The 21,245-nt window shown below is 56.3% G+C and carries 17 protein-coding genes; 15 read left to right on the top strand and 2 right to left on the bottom strand.

The window, feature by feature from the left end; all coding sequences use genetic code 11:
* Positions 1 to 43: 43 nt before the first annotated feature.
* The 6 genes from yajC to ML541_RS07005 all read left to right on the top strand — a co-directional run bounded on the left by yajC (position 44) and on the right by ML541_RS07005 (position 6,339).
* Positions 44 to 364: a preprotein translocase subunit YajC gene (gene yajC / locus ML541_RS07030; RefSeq protein ID WP_243371910.1), complete on the top strand. Its 321-nt coding sequence runs from the start codon at positions 44 to 46 to the stop codon at positions 362 to 364.
* 27 nt (positions 365 to 391) lie between these two features.
* On the top strand, positions 392 to 1,990 hold the full coding sequence (secD, locus tag ML541_RS07025) for a protein translocase subunit SecD (protein WP_243371909.1): 1,599 nt from the start codon (positions 392 to 394) through the stop codon (positions 1,988 to 1,990).
* Positions 1,991 to 2,001: 11 nt separating this feature from the next.
* A complete protein-coding gene (gene secF / locus ML541_RS07020; protein ID WP_243371908.1) occupies positions 2,002 to 2,901 on the top strand; it encodes a protein translocase subunit SecF in 900 nt (299 codons plus the stop codon).
* A gap of 12 nt (positions 2,902 to 2,913) precedes the next feature.
* A complete protein-coding gene (locus tag ML541_RS07015) occupies positions 2,914 to 3,477 on the top strand; it encodes a tetratricopeptide repeat protein (RefSeq protein WP_243371907.1) in 564 nt (187 codons plus the stop codon).
* A 238-nt stretch (positions 3,478 to 3,715) separates the two neighbouring features.
* On the top strand, positions 3,716 to 5,440 hold the full coding sequence (gene recJ, locus ML541_RS07010) for a single-stranded-DNA-specific exonuclease RecJ (RefSeq protein WP_243371906.1): 1,725 nt from the start codon (positions 3,716 to 3,718) through the stop codon (positions 5,438 to 5,440).
* Complete coding sequence (locus tag ML541_RS07005) at positions 5,440 to 6,339, top strand: cation diffusion facilitator family transporter (protein ID WP_243371905.1); 900 nt, start codon at positions 5,440 to 5,442, stop codon at positions 6,337 to 6,339. The genes recJ and ML541_RS07005 overlap by 1 nt, the downstream gene beginning before the upstream one ends.
* A gap of 178 nt (positions 6,340 to 6,517) precedes the next feature.
* Here the strand turns inward: ML541_RS07005 and htpG are convergent, their stop codons facing one another.
* Positions 6,518 to 8,449 carry a molecular chaperone HtpG gene (gene htpG / locus ML541_RS07000; protein WP_243371904.1) on the bottom strand — a complete coding sequence of 644 codons (1,932 nt, stop codon included), beginning with the start codon at positions 8,447 to 8,449 and terminating at the stop codon, positions 6,518 to 6,520.
* A gap of 217 nt (positions 8,450 to 8,666) precedes the next feature.
* On the opposite strand from htpG, the gene ML541_RS06995 reads away from it, so the two are divergent.
* From ML541_RS06995 to serA, 9 genes are all read left to right on the top strand, one after another.
* Positions 8,667 to 9,791 carry an ABC transporter substrate-binding protein gene (locus ML541_RS06995; protein WP_243371903.1) on the top strand — a complete coding sequence of 375 codons (1,125 nt, stop codon included), beginning with the start codon at positions 8,667 to 8,669 and terminating at the stop codon, positions 9,789 to 9,791.
* 3 nt (positions 9,792 to 9,794) lie between these two features.
* Positions 9,795 to 11,720: a cache domain-containing protein gene (locus ML541_RS06990; protein WP_243371901.1), complete on the top strand. Its 1,926-nt coding sequence runs from the start codon at positions 9,795 to 9,797 to the stop codon at positions 11,718 to 11,720.
* A 133-nt stretch (positions 11,721 to 11,853) separates the two neighbouring features.
* Complete coding sequence (locus tag ML541_RS06985) at positions 11,854 to 13,629, top strand: CHASE4 domain-containing protein (protein WP_243371899.1); 1,776 nt, start codon at positions 11,854 to 11,856, stop codon at positions 13,627 to 13,629.
* An 85-nt stretch (positions 13,630 to 13,714) separates the two neighbouring features.
* Complete coding sequence (gene trpE, locus ML541_RS06980; RefSeq protein WP_243371896.1) at positions 13,715 to 15,190, top strand: anthranilate synthase component I; 1,476 nt, start codon at positions 13,715 to 13,717, stop codon at positions 15,188 to 15,190.
* A 76-nt stretch (positions 15,191 to 15,266) separates the two neighbouring features.
* Positions 15,267 to 15,848: an aminodeoxychorismate/anthranilate synthase component II gene (locus ML541_RS06975; RefSeq protein WP_243371894.1), complete on the top strand. Its 582-nt coding sequence runs from the start codon at positions 15,267 to 15,269 to the stop codon at positions 15,846 to 15,848.
* A 31-nt stretch (positions 15,849 to 15,879) separates the two neighbouring features.
* Positions 15,880 to 16,932 carry an anthranilate phosphoribosyltransferase gene (gene trpD, locus ML541_RS06970; RefSeq protein WP_243371893.1) on the top strand — a complete coding sequence of 351 codons (1,053 nt, stop codon included), beginning with the start codon at positions 15,880 to 15,882 and terminating at the stop codon, positions 16,930 to 16,932.
* Between the two features lie 13 nt (positions 16,933 to 16,945).
* On the top strand, positions 16,946 to 17,746 hold the full coding sequence (gene trpC / locus ML541_RS06965; RefSeq protein ID WP_243371892.1) for an indole-3-glycerol phosphate synthase TrpC: 801 nt from the start codon (positions 16,946 to 16,948) through the stop codon (positions 17,744 to 17,746).
* A gap of 13 nt (positions 17,747 to 17,759) precedes the next feature.
* Positions 17,760 to 18,410, top strand: coding sequence for a phosphoribosylanthranilate isomerase (locus ML541_RS06960; protein WP_243371891.1), 651 nt, complete (start codon positions 17,760 to 17,762; stop codon positions 18,408 to 18,410).
* A gap of 55 nt (positions 18,411 to 18,465) precedes the next feature.
* Entirely contained in the window at positions 18,466 to 20,088 is a 1,623-nt protein-coding gene (gene serA / locus ML541_RS06955; RefSeq protein WP_243371890.1) for a phosphoglycerate dehydrogenase, read from the top strand.
* An 83-nt stretch (positions 20,089 to 20,171) separates the two neighbouring features.
* On the opposite strand, the gene ML541_RS06950 is transcribed toward serA, so the two are convergent.
* A complete protein-coding gene (locus ML541_RS06950) occupies positions 20,172 to 21,236 on the bottom strand; it encodes a 3-deoxy-7-phosphoheptulonate synthase (protein ID WP_243371889.1) in 1,065 nt (354 codons plus the stop codon).
* Between the last annotated feature and the right edge of the window lie 9 nt (positions 21,237 to 21,245).

The raw sequence follows: 21,245 nt of genomic DNA, 5'->3' as shown, positions 1-21,245 counted from the left end.
CAAAGGGAACGAAAGATTCCAATATATTAATGGAGGTTTGACAATGTTTGGTTTGGCTTTCGCGATGGGAACACCTGCCGGCGGACCGACTGCCGGAGGGGGACAGTCTGCTCTCATGAACCTGGTGCCGCTGATTTTCATGTTTGCCATCTTTTATTTTCTTCTCATTCGCCCCCAGCAGAAAAAGGCCAAGGAACACCGTGCCCTGCTGGATTCCCTGAAAAAAGGGGATCAGGTCGTCACCGCCGGCGGCCTGCACGGCAAGGTAACTGCCATCGATGAAAATATCGTTACCCTGGAAATTGCCACAGGAGTAAACGTCAAGATCAACAAAGGTTTCATCGCCAGCCTGAAAAAAGACTGATTTGACGAACTGAAAGGAGCTTCATCCATGAGCAAGGGTTTTACCTGGCGAATCAGCCTGATTGTCGCGTTCCTTTTGCTTTCTTTCCTCTACATGACCCCGACTCTGGTCTCAAAGCTCCCCTCCTGGTGGGGGGTGCTGCCCAAGGACAAGATCCATCTGGGCCTAGACCTGCAGGGGGGGAGCCATCTGGTTATGGAAGTGGAGACCCAGAAGGCGGTCGAAGGTTCTCTGGATCTCATTGCAACGGACCTTGAGGATTCCCTCAATGCCCAGAATATCCGCTTCAAGCGGGCCGGCAAGGTCGGTTCCGACCGGGTCCAGCTGGTGCTCTACGACCGGGGCTCCGCCGATACGGTGCAGAAGCTGGTCAAGAAAAAATATCCGGATCTTGAGCTTCTGCCCGTTTTCGAAGAGGGGGGCTTTGTCAATCTGCAGCTGAGGGTTAATGAAAAAGAGGCCCAGGTCAGGAAGGACAAGGCCGTACAGCAGGCGCTGGAAACCATCCGCAACAGGATCGACCAGTTCGGCGTTTCCGAGCCGGTCATCCAGCGCGAGGGCATCTCCCACATCGTTATCCAGCTTCCCGGCATCAAGGACCCAAAGCGGGCCATCGAGCTGATCGGCAAGACGGCGCGGCTGGAGTTCAAGCTGGTGGACGAGAACATCAATGCCGCGACCGCGACTCCTTCATCCCTGCCCGAGGATGATGAGCTCCTATACGAGAAGAAGACCGATTCCACTACCGGCGCCGTTTCCGAAACACCCCTGGTGGTGAAAAGGAAGGCGATGATCACGGGAGACCTGCTCACCGACGCCCAGATACGGATTGACTCCCAGTACAACCAGCCCTATGTGGCCATCGAGTTCAACTCTACGGGCGCCCGGCTCTTCGACCAGGTTACCGCGGCCAACGTGGGCAAGCGTTTTGCCATCGTCCTTGACAACAACATCTACTCCGCTCCGGTAATCCGCGAGCGCATCTCAGGGGGGAGCGCCCAGATTTCCGGCTCCTTTACGGAGAAGGAAGCCTCCGACCTGGCCATCGTTCTGCGGGCCGGCTCGCTCCCCGCCCCGGTGAAGATCATCCAGAACGTGACTGTCGGTCCGTCCCTGGGACAGGATTCCATCAACAAGGGGCTCATAGCCGGTCTGATCGGCGTTGCCCTGGTGGTGGTCTTCATGGCTATCTATTACAAACTGGCAGGCCTTGTGGCCAACTTCGGCATGGTGCTGAACATCATCTTCCTCATGGGCTCTCTTGCCGCCCTCGGCGCTACCCTCACCCTGCCGGGCATCGCCGCTATCGTTCTCCTGGTGGGGATGTCAGTCGATTCCAACGTGCTTATCTTCGAGCGGATCCGTGAAGAGGTGCGTATCGGCAAGACCCCCAGGGCAGCCCTGGATGCCGGTTACGACAAAGCCTTTCTGACCATCATGGACTCCCATGTGACCACCCTGATTACCGCCGCCGTTCTTTTCCAGTTCGGCACCGGCCCGGTTAAAGGGTTCGCCGTATCCTTGAGTCTCGGTATCATCATCAATCTGTTCACTTCGCTTGTTGCCACCAGGGTCATTTTCGATCTGTTCCTGGAGCGGGCCACGGTGAAGAGACTGAGCATATAAGGGAGGAACCGATGGAACTGATCAAGAAGACCAAAATCGACTTCATGGGGATGAAGAAGATATCCTTCGCCATCTCGGCCATTATCGCCATTATTGGCCTCGTTGCCATCATCCAGATCGCCCGGGGAGCCGCCAACATGGGAATAGATTTCTCCGGCGGGACGGCAATGCAGCTGAAATTCACTGCGCCGGTAACCATCGATCACGTGCGGAGCAGTCTGTCCAACCACGGTATCAAGGAGGTGGAACTGCAGGAGATCAAGGAAGGAAACAAGCTCCTGATCAAGATGCGGAAATCCACCGGCAACCTTTCGGAAACGGTCCAGGAGGCGCTGAAGAAGGATTTTGCCGCCAATCCCTTCGTCGTGGAGAGCTCCACCGAAATCGGCCCGTCCATCGGCGACAAGCTGCGTAAGGATACCCTCATTGCCGTCGCCATTTCCATGCTCGGCATCATCCTCTATATTGCCTGGCGCTTCGACTACAAATTCGGCGTCGGAGCCGTCATTGCCACAATGCACGACGTTCTGGCCATTTTTGCCGTCTTTTTCGTCCTCAACAAGGAGGTAAACCTCCTGCTCATAACGGCAGTTCTGACCATAGCCGGTTATTCCCTCACCGACACAGTCGTCGTCTTCGACCGGATCAGAGAGAATCTGCACAAGAACCTGAAGGAATCCGTTCCTTCCATTTTCAACCAGAGCATCAATGAAGTCCTTTCCCGGACCATCATCACTTCTCTGACCACCTTCCTCGCCGCCACCTCCCTCTTTCTCTTTGGCGGAGAGGTAATCCATGACTTCGCGTTTGCCCTGGTGGTCGGGGTTGTCGTCGGGACCTACTCCTCCATCTTTGTGGCCAGTCCGATTGTTTCACTGTGGGAAAAAAAACCCGGTCCAGCCAAAGCATAAGGAGCCCTTTCCATGAAAAAAGAAAGCATACTCGGCATTGTTGTCGCACTGATTATCGGCCTGCTCGGCGGGTTTCTCATCTTCAGCGTCAGTTCCAAGAAAGAATCCGCTCCCGTTGGCGGTGGACTGCCGGCGGGGTCAGGCTCTCCCACTGACTACCAGCAGCGCATAGCCGAAGCTGAAAAAATAGTGACCGCCGATCCGAAAAACGTCCAGGCCTGGATTCAGCTGGGGAATGATTATTTTGACACAGATCAGGCGAAGAAATCTGTCGATGCCTACGGCAAGGCCCTGGAGCTCGATCCTACCAACACCAATGTCCTGACGGACCAGGGGATCATGTACCGGAAGATCGGCTGGTTCGACAAGGCCGTTGCCAATTTCGAAAAAGCTCAGCAGATCGACCCCAAACACCTGCAGAGCCTTTACAACCTTGGTGTCGTTTACGCCACTGACCTGAAACAGCCGGACAAAGCGGTGAAAGCCTGGACCCGTTACCTGGAGCTAGATTCCACGAGCCCCACCGCACAACAGATAAAACTGCAGCTGGACCAGCTCAAGTCGGGCTCCAAATAACTGCCGGTGCAGTCAAAGACCCCGCTCAGGCGGGGTTTTGGGGCTGATGAAAAAGCCCCATCTGCGGCGTTGCCCTCACCATTCGTCGCTGCGGCGTACTCTTAAGTACGACTCACTCCTCAGGTTTCGGGCGCCTTGCACCTGGGACTTTTGATCAGCCTTAGAGATTGTGACTTTGTCAGCAATCTGACCCCGCTCAGGCGGGGTTTTTTTATGAAAAAATGCCGTGGAGCAAAAGATGCATCATCTGCAGGAAAAAAAGTGGGAGCTGAAAAAGTGCGAGCCGGAAGCTGTGGAGCGGCTGGTACGGGAAGGAATCGCATCCCCACTTCTCGCGCGATTACTCCTCAATCGTGTCTCCTGCGACGGTACGACCGCTGCTGCCTTTTTTGCTCCAACCCTTGCAGGGCTGCACGATCCTTTTCTCATGCTCGGCATGGAAGCTGCGGTGGAAAGGCTTGTGCAGGCAGTGGCCGACAGGGAACGGGTTTGTATTCATGGCGATTATGATGTGGATGGCATAACTTCGGTGGTGCTGCTCCTGACTTTTTTCCGGGCACTCGACATCGATGCCTTTTATATCATTCCCGATCGCCTGGTGGATGGGTATGGCCTCTCCGGCGAAGCGGTACGAAAGGCGGCGGGGCAGGGAGCCAGAGTCATGGTGACCGTCGACTGCGGTATCACGGCCGTGGCCGAAGCAACACTCTGCGCCGATGCCGGCGTAGACCTGGTCATCACCGATCATCACACCCCGGGGGATGTTCTTCCGGATGCCTGCGCCGTCATCAATCCGCATCGGGCAGGCTGCCCTTACCCGTTCAAGTCTCTCGCCGGGGTCGGCGTTGCCTTCAACCTGGCGATTGCCATGAGAAGCCGCCTCCGGGACCGGGGATTCTTTTCCGGGCGAGACGAGCCGAAACTGCGGGAGTACTTGGATTTGGTGGCTTTGGGCACCATTGCCGACGTTGTACCGCTCGTGGACCAAAACCGCATCCTGGTTAAGCACGGTCTGGTCGAGCTGGCCCAGTCGAAACGCCCAGGTGTGCAGGCGTTGAAAAAGGTTTCCGGCATAACCGGGGAGGTGGGGTGCGGCGCAGTGGGCTTTCGTCTCGCGCCCCGGCTCAATGCCGCAGGACGGCTGGAGAACGCTTCCATGGCGGTGGAGCTTCTGCTCTCGGAGGATTTGAGAAACGCCGAACGACTGGCAGCCGCTCTCGATGCCGGCAACGTAGAGCGGCAGGCGGTGGAGCGGGAGATACTCAACGACGCCCTGAAGATTGTGAAGGGGAATGCAGTTTTCAAAGGCAGGAAAAGTATTGTACTTGCCTCCGAAAAATGGCATCCCGGGGTAATCGGCATCGTCGCCTCGCGGCTGGTGGACCTCTACCACCGGCCCACAATCCTCATCTCCCTGAAAGACGGCAACGGCAAAGGCTCCGGCCGCAGCATCGCCGCCTTTCACCTGCACGAGGCGCTCGCTGCCTGTGCGGAGCACTTGGTCAAATTCGGCGGACACCGGCATGCTGCCGGGCTTACCATTGCCGAAGAGACGCTGGAACAGTTTGTGGAGCGCTTCGACCAGGTTGCTGACGGTCTCCTTACCGCAGAGGATCTCATACCGGTACTTTTTCTGGACGCCGAGTTGAAGGCGGAGGAGCTCACCCCGGAGCTCGTGGGGGAACTGGATAAAATGAAACCCTTCGGCATGGGAAATCCGGAGCCGTTGTTCCTTTTACGCGATGCACGGGTGCTGGAGAGCCGGATCGTCAAGGATACTCATTTGAAACTGCGCCTTCAGACCGGGAACAGGAAACTGGATGCCATCGCCTTTTCCATGGCAGGGAGGGCTGCGGCAGGAGATCGCATTGACCTGGCCTTTTCCCCTGCTATAAATAACTGGAATGGCAGAAGTTCCCTGCAGTTGACGGTGAAGGATCTGCGCAGGGCAGGGGGCATTTAGTGCAAAGGACTGAGCGTTTCAACGAGGCGGACCGGGTTATCAAGCTTGGATTCTGGATGAACGCGGTGCTTATGGTGATGAAAATAGCGGCAGGTCACTTCGGCAATTCAGAAGCGGTTTTTGCCGATGGCGTAGAGAGTGCCTGTGATTTCGTCGCCCTCCTGACGACGATTATCGCCCTGCGGATCGGGCGAAAACCCTTCGATGAAAAGCATCCCTACGGTCACGGCCGTGCCGAAAGCATCTCCGCCATCCTGGTGTCGCTGGTCATTTTCATCACCGGGTTCGGCATCCTCTATAAATCGGGAAAAACGATTGCCGCCGGGGGTTACGAGGAGCCCCGATTGATCGCCGTGGCGGCTGCCCTGATCACCATACTGGTCAAGGAATGGCTGTGCCGTTTTTCCCTAAAAGTGGGCGGGGGGCTCGGCAGTCCTGCCGTCATGGCCATTGCCAGGGATCACCGCAAGGATGCCGTCACCTCCATTGCCACCCTGGTAGGTGTTACGGGCGCTTTTTTCGGTGTAAAGGTGCTGGACCCGCTGGCTGCAGGCCTCACCTCCTTCTTCATCTTCCATATCGGCTACCAGACCTTCAGTGGCGCAGCCCATGACCTCATGGACGGCCAGCCACCACAGGAGATGCTTCACTCCATAACCGCTTTGGCCGAAGATGTCCAGGGAGTAGAACATGTGCATGAGATAAAGGGGCGCCGTTCGGGCCAGTATGTCATCATCGATCTCAAACTAGACATGGACCCGGAGATGACGGTCAAATGTTCCCATGCCATTGCCACAGAGGTAAAGAAGCTCATCTTCGACCGGTTCTCCAACGTGGGGGACGTGATGATCCATATCAATCCCCATGAGGAGGAGCACGAGGATCTGATCCGGCTTTGACGAGTTATTGAAAACAGCATAGAAAGGTTCTCCAGAAATTTCCAGGGAAGACAGTCGTGGCGACAGACGAACGGACGACGTCGCGACTGGCTGCCTTTCGCTGAAACTTCCCAGAAAAACCAAAAAAAAGCCGGACCGACTTCGATCGGCCCGGCTTTTTTGCGTCATCTAGCTGATGTTATGCCGCTTTCACCATCAGCTCCGAAATGAGCCGGGTGAAGCGGAGTGGGTCGGGGATGGGCGAACCTTCTGTGAGCAGGGCCTGGTCATAGAGCAGACCGCAGTAGTCGGCGAGCTTCGGATTGTCCTTGTCCTTCTCGAAAAGCCCGTTCAGGACCTGCATCAGCGGGTGGTCGGGGTTGAGCTCCAGAACACGCTTCGACTCGGGCACCTCCTGATTCATTGCTTTGAGGATTTTTTCCATATTGGCGTTAAGCCCGTATTGATCGGCAACGAGGCAGCAGGCGCTGTCGGTGAGGCGGTTGGAGAAACGAACCTCCTTGACCTTGTCCTTCAGCTGCTCCTTGATATAATCCAGCACCCCCTGGTAGTGCTTCTTTGCCTCTTCCTGCTTGGCTTCCTTCTCTTTCTTTTCCTCTTCGCTGTCCAGTTCCAGGTCTCCCCGGTCTACGGCATGGAGCTTTTTGCCGTCATACTCTGTGAGGGCCTGAACCACCCATTCGTCCACCGGGTCAGTCATGTAGAGGACCTCGAAGCCCTTCTTGCGGAATATCTCCAAGTGCGGGGAATTTTCCAGGCCCGAGCGGGAGGGGCCGGTTATGTAGTAGATATCCTTCTGGTTTTCGGGCATGCGTGCCACGTATTCCTTCAGGGAAACGAATTGCCCCTCGTCGGTTCTGGAGCTTTCGAAAAGGACCAGGTCCTGCAGCTTCTCCTTATTGGCGAAATCGAAGTGGATTCCTTCCTTGAGTACCGGCCCGAATTCCCTGTAGAAATTCAGGTAGTCTTCGGGGGTTTTTCCCTTTGTTTCCGCCAGGGTGGAGAGGATCTTGCCCACCAGGTTCTTCTCGATCCGTTTTATCTGCACATCTTCCTGGAGTATCTCGCGGGAGACATTGAGGGGCAGGTCGCTGGAGTCAACTACCCCCTTCATGAAACGCAGGTAATCGGGAACCAGCGCTTCGCAGTTGTCGGTGATGAAGACCCGCTTCACGTAGAGGTGGATTCCCTTCTTGTGGTCGCGCATGAAGAGGTCGAATGGTTTATGGCTGGGAATGTAGACCAGTGCCTTGAACTCACTGGTTCCTTCCGCGGAGTAGTGGATGGTGCGGAACGGTTTGTCGTAATCGTGGGAAATATGCTTGTAGAACTCTTCGTATTCCTCTTCGCTGATCTCGCTCTTGGGCCGGGTCCAGATGGCCTTCATGGAGTTCAGGGTCTCTTCGGTTGTCTTTTCGATGGTACCGCCACCCTCGATGACTTTGCCGTCCACCCCCTTGACCGGCTCTTCCCTGGTTATATCCATGACGATGTGGTACTGGACGTAGTCGGAGTATTTCTTGATGATGCCGCGAATCTTCCATTCGTCCAGATATTCCTTCATCTCTTCTTTCAGATGCAGGGTGATGTCGGTACCGCGGGTCTCCTTTTCGCAGTCTTCGATGGTGTAACTGCCGTCACCGGTGGATTCCCAGCAGCAGGCGGCATTCTTGTCTCCTGACTTGCGGGTCATCAGGGTCACCTTGTCGGCCACCATGAAGGAAGCATAGAAGCCGACGCCGAACTGGCCGATCAGCTCCGGGTTGTCCGCAAGGTTTTTCCCTTTCAGGTCGTCCATGAAGGCGCGGGTGCCGGAGCGGGCAATGGTGCCGATATTTTCTTCCACCTCGGCCCTGTTCATGCCGATACCATTGTCGCGGATGGTCAGGGTGCCGGCGTTTTTGTCGGGGATGATCTTTATCTTCCAGTCGGCGTTGCCTTCCAGAAGGTCCATGTTGGAATGGGACTCGAATTTGATTTTATCGATGGCGTCTGAGGCGTTGGATACAAGCTCTCGCAGGAAGATGTCCTTGTTCGAGTAGAGGGAATGTATAACCAGGTCTAGTAGCTGCTGTACTTCTGTTTCGAACTTTTTCGTGCTCTTGGTCATGAACGGTGGTTCTCCTTTGTGCAAAAGTAGAGTCGGTTTGCAACAACCTAATCATTGTCGGTGCAATTTTCAAGGTGTAAATTGCTGTAGTGGCCTCCCCGGCTTATTAAAAGCGCTAATTATGGACAATTAACTGACAAAATTATATGATGGCTCAATTTTCGCCGGGCATAGCCGACATGTAACTAGTAGTATGAGTCCACGGGAAGGGGGGTGCATGACCATTCGTATTTTCCCGCAGCTTCTTTTGATGTTTTCCCTTCTGTCGGTCTTGGTGCTGCAGTCGGGTTGTCGGAACAAGCAACCCATTTACCTCGGTTACGCAGGGCCGTTGACCGGAAAATTTGCCGACCTGGGAATCTCCGGCCGTGACGGCGCCCTTTTGGCAGTGGAGGAGGTAAATGCGGCCGGCGGTATACGTGGTCGGAAGGTGGAGCTCCTGGCCAAGGATGATGCCCAGGACCCTGAGCAGGCCAAGAAAGTTGACCGGGAACTGATTGAGGCAGGTGCCGTTGCCGTCATCGGTCACATGACCAGTGTCATGTCGGTAGCCGGCCTTTCCGTAACCAACCCTGCACAGCTGGTAATGGTGAGCCCCACCACCGGCAGCAACGACCTGACCGGCATCGACGATTTTTTCCTCCGGGTGTATCCTCCCAGCAGGAAAGTAGCGCAGCTGCTCTCCACCCATGTCATTGAAAAAATGGGCATTCGCTCAGTTTCCGTCATTTATGACAGCACCAACGAAGCGCATACCCTGGGCTTGTACAGATATTTCAGCGAAGACTACCGCAGACTGGGAGGAAGGGTCGTCCAGGGGCTTTCCTTCAAGGGAGGTGGGGGTGCTGATTATCCACGCTTGGCCGCGCAGATCGCCAGCGACGGTTCCCAGGGACTCTTCATCATCGCCGGCGCCATGGACACGGCAATGATCTGCCAGCACTTGCGCAGGGCTGGCTCCCGCATCCCGGTCGTCGTTTCCGAATGGGCGACCACAGACGATCTGCTGAGCCAGGGAGGGCGGGCAGTAGAGGGAATCACCTTCTTTCAGACCTTCGACCGCAACAGCACCAACCCGGCATACCTGGCTTTCAGAAGAAACTACCGGGAAAGATTTCGCCGCGATCCCACCTTTGCCGCAGTCCATGCCTATGATGCGGCAAGGGTGGTTTTTACCGCTCTGGCCCGCGACAGCGACCCGAAGAAGCTGAAGTCAACCATTCTCTCCATTGTGCATTTCGATGGATTGCAGGATCAAATAGTGATAGACAGGTTCGGCGACCCCAAAGAGTCACCTTTTCTTATGGTGGTAAAAAACGGTTCCTTTCAGAGAGTGAAATAAGACGTGAAGAAAAAAATTACCCTGAAGAATGCCTTGCTGTTGATTGCCTTGCTGATTGTCCTTATTCCAACCCTGTTCATGGGTATGATCGCCGATCGTTTTCTTTTCCAGGACCTGCGCAGCGATATCTCACGCCAGAACAAGAACCTGGCAACTGCCGTCGCCGGTGAAGTGAACAGCCATCTGGACGGCCAGCTGAAGATTGTCCAGGAACTGGCAGGACAGCTGGATGGAGATTCCCGGCTGAGAACGAGCCCCGATCTTGACCTGGTCCTTAATGGGGAAGTTGCGGCTGATGAATTCTTCGAATCCATTTTTATTCTGGATGCACGGGGCAGGATCAGCCACCTGGGCCATCGGAAAATCTCGGGAATGATCCCGAAAAATTACCTGGGTATCGATCTGTCCGGCCAGGAATTTTACCGTAAGGCAAACCGGCAGGGGGGACCCTACTGGTCGGGGACCTTCATTTCGCCCATCAGCGGTGAACCCACCGTTGCCGTGTCCGTTCCCATAAGCGGCGGACTGGTCATCGCCAACGTCAACCTGAGGGAGCTGACTTCCATCACCAAGCAACTGGACCATACCTCATACAGTTATGTCTACGTGGTCAACAGGGCCGGCAATGTCATCGCCCATCCCGAAGAAAGGCTGGTTCGGCAGCAGTTCAACCTGAACAACCTTCCTATCATCAAGGATGCCTTTGCCGGCCGCTTCGGCACCTACCGCTACACCTTTCTCGGCAAGGAGAAAGAAGGAACGGCGGTACAGATTCCCGAAACCGGCTGGCTTGTGGTCGTTGCCCATGATGTGGATGAGGCCTATGCTCCGGTGCGAAAAGCCGAAAAAATCTTCATGTACGGTCTTCTGGCAGCCCTGGCGTTTTCTGTTTTGGCAGCATCATGGGGGCTGAAAAAGATTCTCCTTCCCCTGGACCGGCTAATGACCAATGCCCATAAACTTGCCGGAGGAGACTATTCCCTGGTTCCGGTCCCCGGTGAATTTCGGGAGATCGAGGCCCTTTCGGCAACGTTCTTTTACATGGCCGATGCCATAAACAAGCGTGAAGAGGAGTTGATGGAGCGCAACGAGGAGCTGACCTCCATCGAAGAGGAACTCCGCCAGCAGATCGACGAGTATCTGCACAGCCAGGACGAGTTGTCCAAGAGCCATGGAGAGATACGGCGTTTGAACGAGGAACTGGAACAACGAGTGGCCGAGCGTACCCTGCAGCTCGAAACGGCGAACCGGGAGCTGGAATCCTTCTGCTACTCGGTTTCCCACGACCTGCGCGCGCCCTTGCGCCATATCAACGGCTTCAGCCAGGCACTTCTTGAGGATTGCCTTGAATCCCTGGATGACCAGGGGCGGAATTACCTGCGGCGCATCTGCGCGGCGACCGATCGCATGGGACTTCTGATCGACGAACTCCTTGAGCTCTCCCGGGTATCCCGCAACGAAATGAAGCATGAGCAGGTCAATCTTAGTGAGATGGCCTGCTCAATCATCGAAATGTTCAAGGAAACGGCTCCCGAAAGAAACGCCGCCTTCAGGTGCGCCGCCGATATCAAGGTCAACGGTGACCGTAACCTTCTCCGCATTGTCATGGAGAACCTCATGGGCAATGCCTGGAAATACACATCCAAGAACGATGAGGCATCCATAGAATTCAACACCGTGACCAAGAATGGAGAGCAGATATTTTTCGTTCGGGATAATGGGGTCGGTTTTGACATGAAATATGCCGACAAGTTGTTCGGTGCTTTCCAGAGGCTGCACAGCGATGCCGATTTTGAAGGGATGGGCATCGGGCTTGCCACCGTCCAGCGCATCATTCACCGCCACGGTGGCAAGGTCTGGGGTGAAGCGGAGGTCGGAACCGGTGCTTCCTTCTTTTTTACCCTGCCACAGGTAGACGTCGCTCCTTAAGCCGGCCCGGATCGTTGTAAACGCTGATTGGGCACCATCATTGCTTGCGCTCCTGATTCATGTGCTGAGCAGGGGAGGAGAACCTGTAACATTCTTGCCCCCGAGCTTGACTACAGTCAATCGAGAGTAGCGGATGAGATTACGCCAAAAAAGCCTGCTGGTCATCTGTCTCACCTTAGCCGGTCTTATGGCGTTTCTCTGTGTCACGTCGAACCAGATTCTGCTCAATAGCTATTCCTCGCTGGAAGAGCAGGAAGTCGGGAAAAACATTGACAGAGCAAAAGATGCCTTTGCGGCAGAGTTGAACACCATCAATGCCACGGCAGGCGATTATGCCGGCTGGGACGACGCCTATGCCTTCATTGAGAATGCTAATAAAGAATTCATAAAAAAGAATCTCGCTGATTCCGCTTTCGCCAACCTGAAAATCAGCCTCATGCTGTTCGTTAATTCCTCCGGCCACATTGTCTATGCCAAGTCAGTCAACCGGCTGACCGGTACCGCCAGCCCCTTTCCCCAAAGCTTTCTGCGCCAGATTACCCCGGATAATCCCCTTGTTCACCACAGGGATACCGGTGGCTCCGTTTCCGGCATCGTCACGCTGCCTGAGGGCATTCTACTCCTCGCTTCCCGCCCGATACTCACCAGTGAATTCAGAGGCCCTGTGCGCGGATCTCTCATCGTCGGCCGTTTTCTCGACGCGCAGGAGATCGACCATCTGCAGAAAACGACCCATTTGTCTTTGATGATGCTTCCGCTGGACCATGCTCAGAAGCGGCCCGATTTGCGGCAGGCATCGTCGCTTCTGGCTGATGGAACGAAACCGTTGCTTGTCCGACCAATCAATTCGGAGAGAATAGCCGGTTACACCGTGCTGAAGGATGTGTACGGCAAGCCGGCGCTCCTCCTGCGTGTGGAGACGGCGCGCGACATTCTTGGCGAGGGCAGGGCCACCATCCGCTTTTTCATGTTATCCTGGATCCTTATCGGGACAGTCTTTGCCATCGTTTTTCTCTTGTTGCTCGACAAACTGGTGATCTCCCGGCTGGGCAACCTGAGCAAAGGCGTGGCGGACATAGGGATCGACAGCAATTTTACCGGGCGTGTCTCGACCACGGGTAATGATGAGATTCGTGATCTCGCCTGTGCCATAAACGGCATGCTCGATGCCTTGTCTCAGGCCCAGGCAAACCTGAAATTCCATGCTCTTGAGGCTGATGCCGCCAACCAGGAGCTGGAATCTTTCTGTTATTCGGTCTCCCACGACCTGCGCGCGCCGCTGCGTCACATCAACGGTTTCAGCCAGGCGCTTATTGAAGATTGCCTGGAATCCCTGGATGAGCAGGGGCGGAGCTACCTTCGGCGCATCTGCGCCGCGACGGACCGTATGGGTGCCCTGATCGACGACCTTCTCGATCTTTCGCGGGTATCCCGCAAGGAGATGAGGCACGAAACTGTCAATCTCACCGAGATGGCCTGTTCCATCATGGAGATGTTCAGAGATACGGCGCCACTGCGGAAAGTTGCCTTCAAGAGCAAAGGTGATATCTTCGTCACTGGCGACAGAAACCTGCTACGGCTTGTCATGGAGAACCTGCTGGGTAATGCCTGGAAATATACCTCGAAAAAGGATGAAGCAGTCATTGAATTCGACAGCATGATCAAGGACGGCGAGCAGATAATTTTCGTCAGGGACGATGGTGTCGGTTTCGATATGGCGTACTGTGACAAATTATTCATGCCGTTTCAGCGGCTTCACAACGAAAGTGAATTCGAGGGAACCGGCATCGGCCTTGCTACCGTTCAGCGCATCATCAATCGCCACGGCGGCCGGATATGGGCTGAGGGTGATGTGGGCAAAGGGGCGGTGTTTTACTTTACCCTGCCCCTTTCGGTCCCCATTTCTTGACACCTTCCTGCTGCTATGCTATTTAAATCCTTTCCGTTTTTATCCGTAACCACATCACCCACTCACCCTGTCCACGGGGGCTTTCATGTACTACCCCGATTTAGCCGCATTCCGCACCCTTGCCGCAAACGGCAATCTTATTCCCGTTTACCGGGAAATCATGGCCGACCTCGACACCCCGGTCAGCGCCTTCAAGAAGATTGACGACGGCAGATACGCCTTCCTCCTGGAAAGTATCGAGGGTGGGGAAAAATGGGCACGCTACACCTTTCTCGGTTCCAATCCTTCCGTTGTCATCCGCACCATGGGTAATACAGTGGAAATCATCGAAGAGGGGATCGGGCGAAAACAGGCCTGTGCCGACCCCCTGAACTTCGTCCGGGATTATCTCGGTCGGTACCAGCCGGTAATGATCGACGGCATACCCCGGTTTTTCGGCGGGGCGGTTGGTTATCTAGGCTATGACATGGTGCGCCATTTCGAGGAACTGCCGACGGGAAAGCCGGCTCTCATCGGGGCGTATGATTCCTACTTCGTCATCACCGACACCATCCTCATCTTCGACAACGTCAGCCAAAAGATCAAGGTCGTATCCAACGCTCATCTGGACAGCGGCAAGACGGTGGAGGCTGCCTACGCAGAGGCCACGGCAAAGATCGACGCACTCATCGAGAAATTGAAAACGCCGCTTCCGGCCCCCGCAGTTTCCCCCCAAAAAAAGAAAAGCTCCTTCAAGTCGGGCATGGACCGGGAAGCCTTCGAAGGTGCCGTGGAAAAATGCAAGGAATATATACGGGCCGGGGACATTTTCCAGGTAGTGCTCTCCCAGCGTTTTTCCGCCGAGCTTACCGTAGATCCGCTGGACATCTACCGGGTGCTGCGAACCCTCAATCCTTCACCCTACATGTTTTTTCTCCGCCTTGACGATACTCTGGTGGTCGGGGCTTCGCCGGAGGTCATGGTGCGCCGGGAGGCCAACCGCGTTGAACTGCGCCCCATTGCTGGCACGCGGCCGCGGGGCAAGACCCTCGAAAAAGACCTGGCCATGGAAGAAGAAATGCTGGCCGATCCCAAGGAGCGGGCCGAGCATGTCATGCTGGTGGACCTGGGGAGAAACGACCTGGGACGGGTCTGCAGGACAGGCACCGTCAATGTTTCGGAGCTGATGGTGGTGGAGCGCTATTCCCACGTTATGCACATCGTCTCCAATGTCCAGGGGGAATTGGCTGAGGGGAAGGACGCCTTCGACGTGGTGCGGGCGACGTTTCCTGCCGGTACCCTTTCCGGTGCCCCAAAGGTCAGGGCTATGGAGATCATCAACGAACTGGAGCCGGTGCGGCGGGAAGTATATGGCGGCGCCGTCGGCTATTTCTCCTTCTCCGGCAACATGGACCTCGCCATCGCCATCAGAACCCTGGTGATCAAGGACGGCATGGTGCACCTCCAAGCGGGAGCCGGTATCGTCGCCGACTCGGTCCCCGCCGCCGAATACCAGGAGACGGTCAACAAATCCATGGCTGTGGTCAAGGCCATAGAAACAGTGGAGCGAGGCCTGGAATAATTGCAGTACAAAGTATGGAAGGGTTTCAACTTCGAACCTCGCACCTCGAACCACGAACTCTTCCAAAGGAAGCCACATGCTGCTGATGATCGACAATTACGATTCGTTCACCTATAACCTGGTCCAGTATTTCGGCGAACTGGGGGAGGAGGTGCGGGTCTTCCGCAACGACCGGATCACCCTGGACGAGATTGAGCACCTGCGACCTGAGCAGATCGTCATCTCCCCCGGACCGTGCACGCCGGTCGAAGCTGGCATTTCCATGGCGACGATCCGACATTTTGCCGGCAGGATACCCCTGTTCGGCGTCTGCCTCGGCCACCAGTCCATCGGTGCCGCATTCGGCGGCACGGTTATCCGCTGCGACTACCTGATGCACGGCAAGACCTCCCGGATACACCATGACGGCAAGGGGCTCTTCAATGGGCTCGATAACCCCTTCGAGGCGACCCGCTACCATTCCCTGGTGGTGGAGCGGGCCTCCCTTCCCGACTGCCTGGAGGTGACGGCCTGGGTTGACGATGGCCACATCATGGGCCTTAAGCACCGGGAATTCCCCATCTGGGGGGTGCAGTTCCATCCCGAGTCGATCCTGACCGTTGGCGGCAAGGATATATTACGGAACTTTCTGCAGATGAGCAGGGGACGGCAAAAGTGAAGGGTGAAGAGTGAAGGGTGAGGGGGGCGTCATGATTAAAAAGGCGATAGCAAGGGTTGTGGAGCGGGAGGACCTTTCCCAGGCCGAGATGATCCAGGTCATGGACCAGATTATGTCTGGAGAAGCGACCCCGGCACAGATTGCGGCATTTATCACTGCCCTGCGCATGAAAGGGGAGACGGTGGCGGAGATCGCCGGTGCGGCAAAGGTGATGCGCGACCGGGCGACACGGATCAATGTGGGGAGAAACCTGCTGGATCTGGATCGGGACGACATCAACATCGACCTGGAAACGATTCTGGACGTGGTCGGGACCGGTGGCGACGGGACCAATACCTTCAATATTTCCACCACCGTTTCCTTTGTTGTTGCCGCCTGCGGCGTCAAGGTCGCCAAGCACGGCAACCGTTCCGTTTCCTCGGCTTGCGGCAGCGCTGATGTGGTCGAGGCGCTGGGGATAAGCCTTGAGGTAACACCGGAAACGGTGGAGCATTGCATTAACGAGGCGGGTATCGGCTTTCTCTACGCTCCGGCCCTGCACGGTGCCATGAAGTTCGCCATCGGCCCACGTAAGGAGATCGGCATCCGCACCATCTTCAACATTCTCGGCCCCCTGACCAATCCCGCCGGGGCTCCCTGTCAGGTGCTGGGGGTATACCGGGAGGAGCTGGTTGAAAAGCTGGGCCATGTTCTGAAAAACCTAGGTTGCCGCCGCGGCTTCGTCGTTCACGGCATGGACGGCATGGACGAGATCACGCTGACCACGGAAACACGCATGGCCGACGTCACTCCCGAAGCAGTAAAGACATGGCTTTTCAAGCCGGAAGACCTGGGTTTCAACCGTTGCACCATGGATGATCTGCGAGGTGGGGATGCCGCTGTCAATGCGGTAACCGTGCGGGGCATTCTCGAAGGTCAGAAAGGGCCCAAGCGGGATGTGGTCCTGATCAACGCCGCCTTTGGGCTGGTTGCCGCCGGCAGGGCGGCCGACCCGGCCGAAGGGGTGAAAATGGCCGCTGAGGCCATCGATTCTGGCGCTGCTCTGGCCAAGCTGGAAATGCTGAAAACATTGACCAACAAATGACGGGCAAATATCCATGGCCGATGCACCGGACATACTGAAAAAAATCGTCTCCCACAAGCGTGAGGAACTTGCTGCTGTTAAAGCGGCAAAGCCGCTCGCGGAGCTGCAGTCGCGCCTTGACGACCTTGCTGACCGGCCGCGGGGATTCGAGCAGGCACTGCGCACGGCGGGCCGATCGGGACGAACCGCCATCATCGCCGAGGTGAAGAAAGGCTCCCCATCCAAGGGGCTCATACGTGCCGATTTTGATCCAGTGGCCATTGCCGCCGTTTATGAAGAACACGGTGCCTCCTGCTTGTCGGTGCTCACTGAGGAGCGTTTTTTCCTTGGGAACCTGGGCTACCTGGCCCTGATCCGTGACCGGGTGAGGCTTCCGCTGCTGCGCAAGGACTTCATTTTCGATCCCTATCAGATCTACGAGGCCCGCCACGGGGGAGCCGATGCGGTTCTGCTCATTGCCGCCATGCTCGATCTCCACCAGCTGCGGGACTTGTCTGCCTTGGCAAGGGAGTTGTCACTGGATGTTTTACTTGAAGTCCACGACCGGGGAGAGCTGGAAACGGCCCTGCAAACCGACTGCACCCTGATCGGCATCAACAATCGGGACTTGCGCACCTTTGTCTGCGACTTGGCCGTAACCGAGCGCCTGGCGCCACTGGTCCCGCCGCAGCGGCTGATCGTGGCGGAGAGCGGGGTCAATGCCAGGGGCGATATCGTGCGCCTGCAGCAGTCCGGTGCCGGTGCCTTTCTCATCGGCGAATCCCTGATGCGCGAGGCGGATGTGGGAGCAAAGCTGCGCGAGCTCGTTTCCTGAAGGGTATACATCGATGACAAAGGTGAAAATCTGCGGTATAACCACAGTTGCCGACGCCATGATGGCGGCGGAAAACGGTGCCGATGCCCTCGGCCTGGTCTTTTACGACAAGTCCCCCCGCAATATTCAGCTGGCACAGGCGATGGAAATAACTAGGGTGCTCCCCCCTTTCGTCCAGGTGGTGGGGCTTTTCGTCAATTCATCCATCGATTTCGTCAACAGCGTTGCAGACCAATGCCGACTGGACCTGGTTCAGCTCCATGGGGACGAATCGCCGGAATTCTGCGCCGGGGTTACAAGACGCGTCATCAAGGCGTTTCGCATCAAGGACATATCCAGCCTGGATCACTTGGGCGCATACAACGTGGCCGGCTATCTGCTGGATGCCTGGTCTCCCACGGCCTTCGGCGGGACTGGCGTCACTTTCAACTGGGATACGGCGATCATCGCCGGGAAATTTGGCCCTATCATCTTGGCTGGGGGGCTGACCCCTGAAAACGTGGCGGATGCGGTGCGATACGCTGCTCCATATGGGGTCGATGTTTCAAGCGGAGTGGAAGTGGCTCCTGGGATCAAAGACCTGGAAAAGGTTCGGCAGTTCATTCGGCGGGCCAAAGGTGCTGATTCGGTTCAAAATTTCAAGTTTCAGGTGGAAGTCCGGTAAACCTGGAAATAGCATATGTTGAATGGTTTGATTTAAACAAAGGAAGGAAAAAGCAATGAAGGTTATCGTAACTGATGAGGTGGCCCAGGAAGGATTGGAACTGTTGAAGAAGGACCCCAGGGTGGAGATGGATGTCCGTCTTGGCCTGAAAAAAGAGGAGCTGTTGGCGCTGATCGGCGACTACGAAGTTATCATCACCCGCAGCGGAACCACCGTAGACAAGGATCTGCTGGATGCGGGGAAGAAGTTGAAAATGGTGGCTCGGGCCGGGGTCGGCATCGACAACGTAGATGTGGATTATGCCAGTTCCAAGGGGGTCATCGTTGTCAATGCGCCCTTCGGCAATACCAACAGCGCTGCTGAACATGCCATGGCGCTCTTGCTAGCCTTTTGCCGCAACATCACCAAGGCTAACACCAGCCTGAAGAGCGGCGAATGGAAGCGAGCCCCCTTCACCGGTGTGGAACTCAAGGGGAAAACCGCCGGCGTCATCGGCCTGGGCAAGGTTGGCGGCAGGGTTGCCACCAGGCTCAAGGCCTTTGAATGCGAGGTTCTGGCCTGCGATCCCTACATTGCCGCCAAACGCGCCCATGATCTGGGGGTGAAGCTTGTTTCCCACGACGAGATCTACAAAAACTGCGACATCATCACCGTGCACACCCCGCTGAACGACGAAACCCGCAACATGATCGGCGAACGCGAACTGTCCATGATGAAGCACGGGGTAATACTAATCAATGCTGCCCGTGGGGGCATCATCACCGAAGGGGCGCTTTTGAACGCCCTGAAGAGCGGCAAGGTCTACGGCGCCGCCGTTGATGTCTGGAGCGAAGAGCCGCCCAGGAGCGAAACTCTCAAAGAATTGATCTCCCAGGAGCGGCTGGTGGTCACCCCACACCTGGGGGCGAATACCTTTGAAGCCCAGATCAACGTGGCGGTGGACGTTTCCAAGGAGATCCTCAACTACCTGGATGAGCAGCCCTTGGAGAACGCCGTCAATATTCCCCGTTTCGACATGGCGCTCATGGACCAGATGCGTCCGTTCCTCAACCTGATGAGCGTCCTTGCCGACTTCGGCATTCAGCTGGTGGACAATAACATCGCCAAGGTCACCTTCAGCTATTCGGGCAACATCGCCCATTACGACTGCTCTCCCCTGAGTGTCTGCGGTCTTTCCGCGCTCCTCAATCGCCGGGTGGACCAGGACGTGAATTTGGTCAATGCCGGACTGATCGCCGAGCAGATGGGCATCGTCGTCGAGGAGACCAAATCGACCCAGGCCGGGGCCTTTTCCAACCTCATTACCCTCATCGTGGAGACGGAGGGGGGGAAAAAGCGTACTATCTCGGGCACCCTCTTCGAAGGGGCGCCGCGCATTGTCCGTCTGCGTGACTACTCCATGGATTTCGCTCCGGACGAGCACATGCTGCTTCTCAATTATACCGACCGTCCAGGCATGATCGGCCAGATTGGCACCATCATGGGCACCCACGGCATCAACATCGCCTCCATGAACCTGGGGCGGCAGGAGAAGAAGGGGGAGGCGATGGTCATCCTCTCCCTGGACTCGGCAGTACCCCCCGAGGTGGTAGAGGAGATGAAGACTGCCATCGATGCCACTTACATCCGTGCCATCCACATGCGCACCGTCAAGTGCAATCGAGGGTGCTGCGCTTAAGAAGAGTGAAGAGTGAAGAGTGAAAAAAAGCCCCGCCGGGAATTCCCGCGGGGCTTTTTTTCACTCTTCACCAATCACCGGATTTAAGCTTTTTCCCTCCCGCCGCAGGCCTTGAGGTCGGCGTGGGCCTTGCGCAGGATCGTTTCGGTGGTCTGCCAGTCGATGCATTTGTCGGTGATGGAGACGCCGTACTTGAGCTGATTAAGATCCTTGGGCATGGGCTGGTTTCCCCCTTCCAGGTAACTCTCGATCATGACACCTGAAATGGAAGTGTTGCCCGCAGCTATCTGCTGGATAACGCTTTCCAGCACCAGGGGCTGCTTCTCGTGGTTTTTCTCCGAGTTGCCGTGGCTGCAGTCGATCATGATAGTGGGATTGAGGCCTGCTGCCTTGAGCTTTTCCTCTGTGGCGCGGATATCTTCCGGGGAATAATTGGGCTTCCTTCCCCCCCGCAGCACCATGTGCACGTCGGGATTACCGGTGGTCTGGACGATGGAGGTGAGCCCCTCCCGGTTGATACCCAGAAAACTGTGGTCGTGCCTGGCTGCGATCATGGCGTCGATGGCGATCTGTAGATTGCCGTCGGTGCCGTTCTTGAAGCCGATGGGAAAGGAAAGGCCGCTGGCGAGCTCCCGGTGGGTCTGGGATTCAGTGGTACGGGCGCCGATTGCTCCCCAGGAAAGGTGGTCCGCCAGGTATTCGGGGGTGATGGGATCGAGCATTTCCGTTGCCACCGGGATCTTCATGGCGGTGATTTCGGTGAGGAGCCGCCGGGCGGTGCCGAGCCCCTTGGAGATGAGGTGGCTGCCGTTCATGTCCGGGTCGTTGATCAGTCCCTTCCAGCCGACCGTCGTCCGCGGTTTCTCGAAATAGACCCGCATGATGAGGAGCAACTGATCGGAGACTTCCTTGGAAAGCCTGGCCAGCTTTGCCGCATATTCAAGGGCACCCTTGGGATCGTGAATGGAACAGGGACCGACCACCACCATCAGTCGTGAGTCCTTGCCGTGGAGGATGTTCTTAATGCTATCCCGGCTGGTACTGACGAATTCGCTGGCCTCGACGGAGAGGGGAAAGACCTGCCGCAGATCCGTGGGGGCGATGATGGGGGTAATGCTCTTGATTTTCAGGTTATTGGTCTTGATCATGGCGATTCC

The organism is Geotalea sp. SG265, from assembly GCF_022808985.1.
In the GTDB taxonomy this organism is placed as follows: Bacteria; Desulfobacterota; Desulfuromonadia; order Geobacterales; family Geobacteraceae; genus Geotalea.
Note: the sequence above shows the minus strand (reverse complement) of the source record. Positions and strands in the feature narration are given on the sequence as shown.

What these genes read in the sequence shown, in the direction of transcription:
- htpG (WP_243371904.1), bottom strand. Translation starts at nt 8,449, where the DNA reads ATGACCAAGAGCACGAAAAAGTTCGAAACAGAAGTACAGCAGCTACTA.
- trpE (WP_243371896.1), top strand. Translation starts at nt 13,715, where the DNA reads ATGTACTACCCCGATTTAGCCGCATTCCGCACCCTTGCCGCAAACGGC.
- ML541_RS06995 (WP_243371903.1), top strand. Translation starts at nt 8,667, where the DNA reads ATGACCATTCGTATTTTCCCGCAGCTTCTTTTGATGTTTTCCCTTCTG.
- ML541_RS07015 (WP_243371907.1), top strand. Translation starts at nt 2,914, where the DNA reads ATGAAAAAAGAAAGCATACTCGGCATTGTTGTCGCACTGATTATCGGC.
- ML541_RS06985 (WP_243371899.1), top strand. Translation starts at nt 11,854, where the DNA reads ATGAGATTACGCCAAAAAAGCCTGCTGGTCATCTGTCTCACCTTAGCC.
- ML541_RS06975 (WP_243371894.1), top strand. Translation starts at nt 15,267, where the DNA reads ATGCTGCTGATGATCGACAATTACGATTCGTTCACCTATAACCTGGTC.
- secD (WP_243371909.1), top strand. Translation starts at nt 392, where the DNA reads ATGAGCAAGGGTTTTACCTGGCGAATCAGCCTGATTGTCGCGTTCCTT.
- recJ (WP_243371906.1), top strand. Translation starts at nt 3,716, where the DNA reads ATGCATCATCTGCAGGAAAAAAAGTGGGAGCTGAAAAAGTGCGAGCCG.
- trpC (WP_243371892.1), top strand. Translation starts at nt 16,946, where the DNA reads ATGGCCGATGCACCGGACATACTGAAAAAAATCGTCTCCCACAAGCGT.
- yajC (WP_243371910.1), top strand. Translation starts at nt 44, where the DNA reads ATGTTTGGTTTGGCTTTCGCGATGGGAACACCTGCCGGCGGACCGACT.
- ML541_RS06950 (WP_243371889.1), bottom strand. Translation starts at nt 21,236, where the DNA reads ATGATCAAGACCAATAACCTGAAAATCAAGAGCATTACCCCCATCATC.
- ML541_RS06960 (WP_243371891.1), top strand. Translation starts at nt 17,760, where the DNA reads ATGACAAAGGTGAAAATCTGCGGTATAACCACAGTTGCCGACGCCATG.
- serA (WP_243371890.1), top strand. Translation starts at nt 18,466, where the DNA reads ATGAAGGTTATCGTAACTGATGAGGTGGCCCAGGAAGGATTGGAACTG.
- secF (WP_243371908.1), top strand. Translation starts at nt 2,002, where the DNA reads ATGGAACTGATCAAGAAGACCAAAATCGACTTCATGGGGATGAAGAAG.
- trpD (WP_243371893.1), top strand. Translation starts at nt 15,880, where the DNA reads ATGATTAAAAAGGCGATAGCAAGGGTTGTGGAGCGGGAGGACCTTTCC.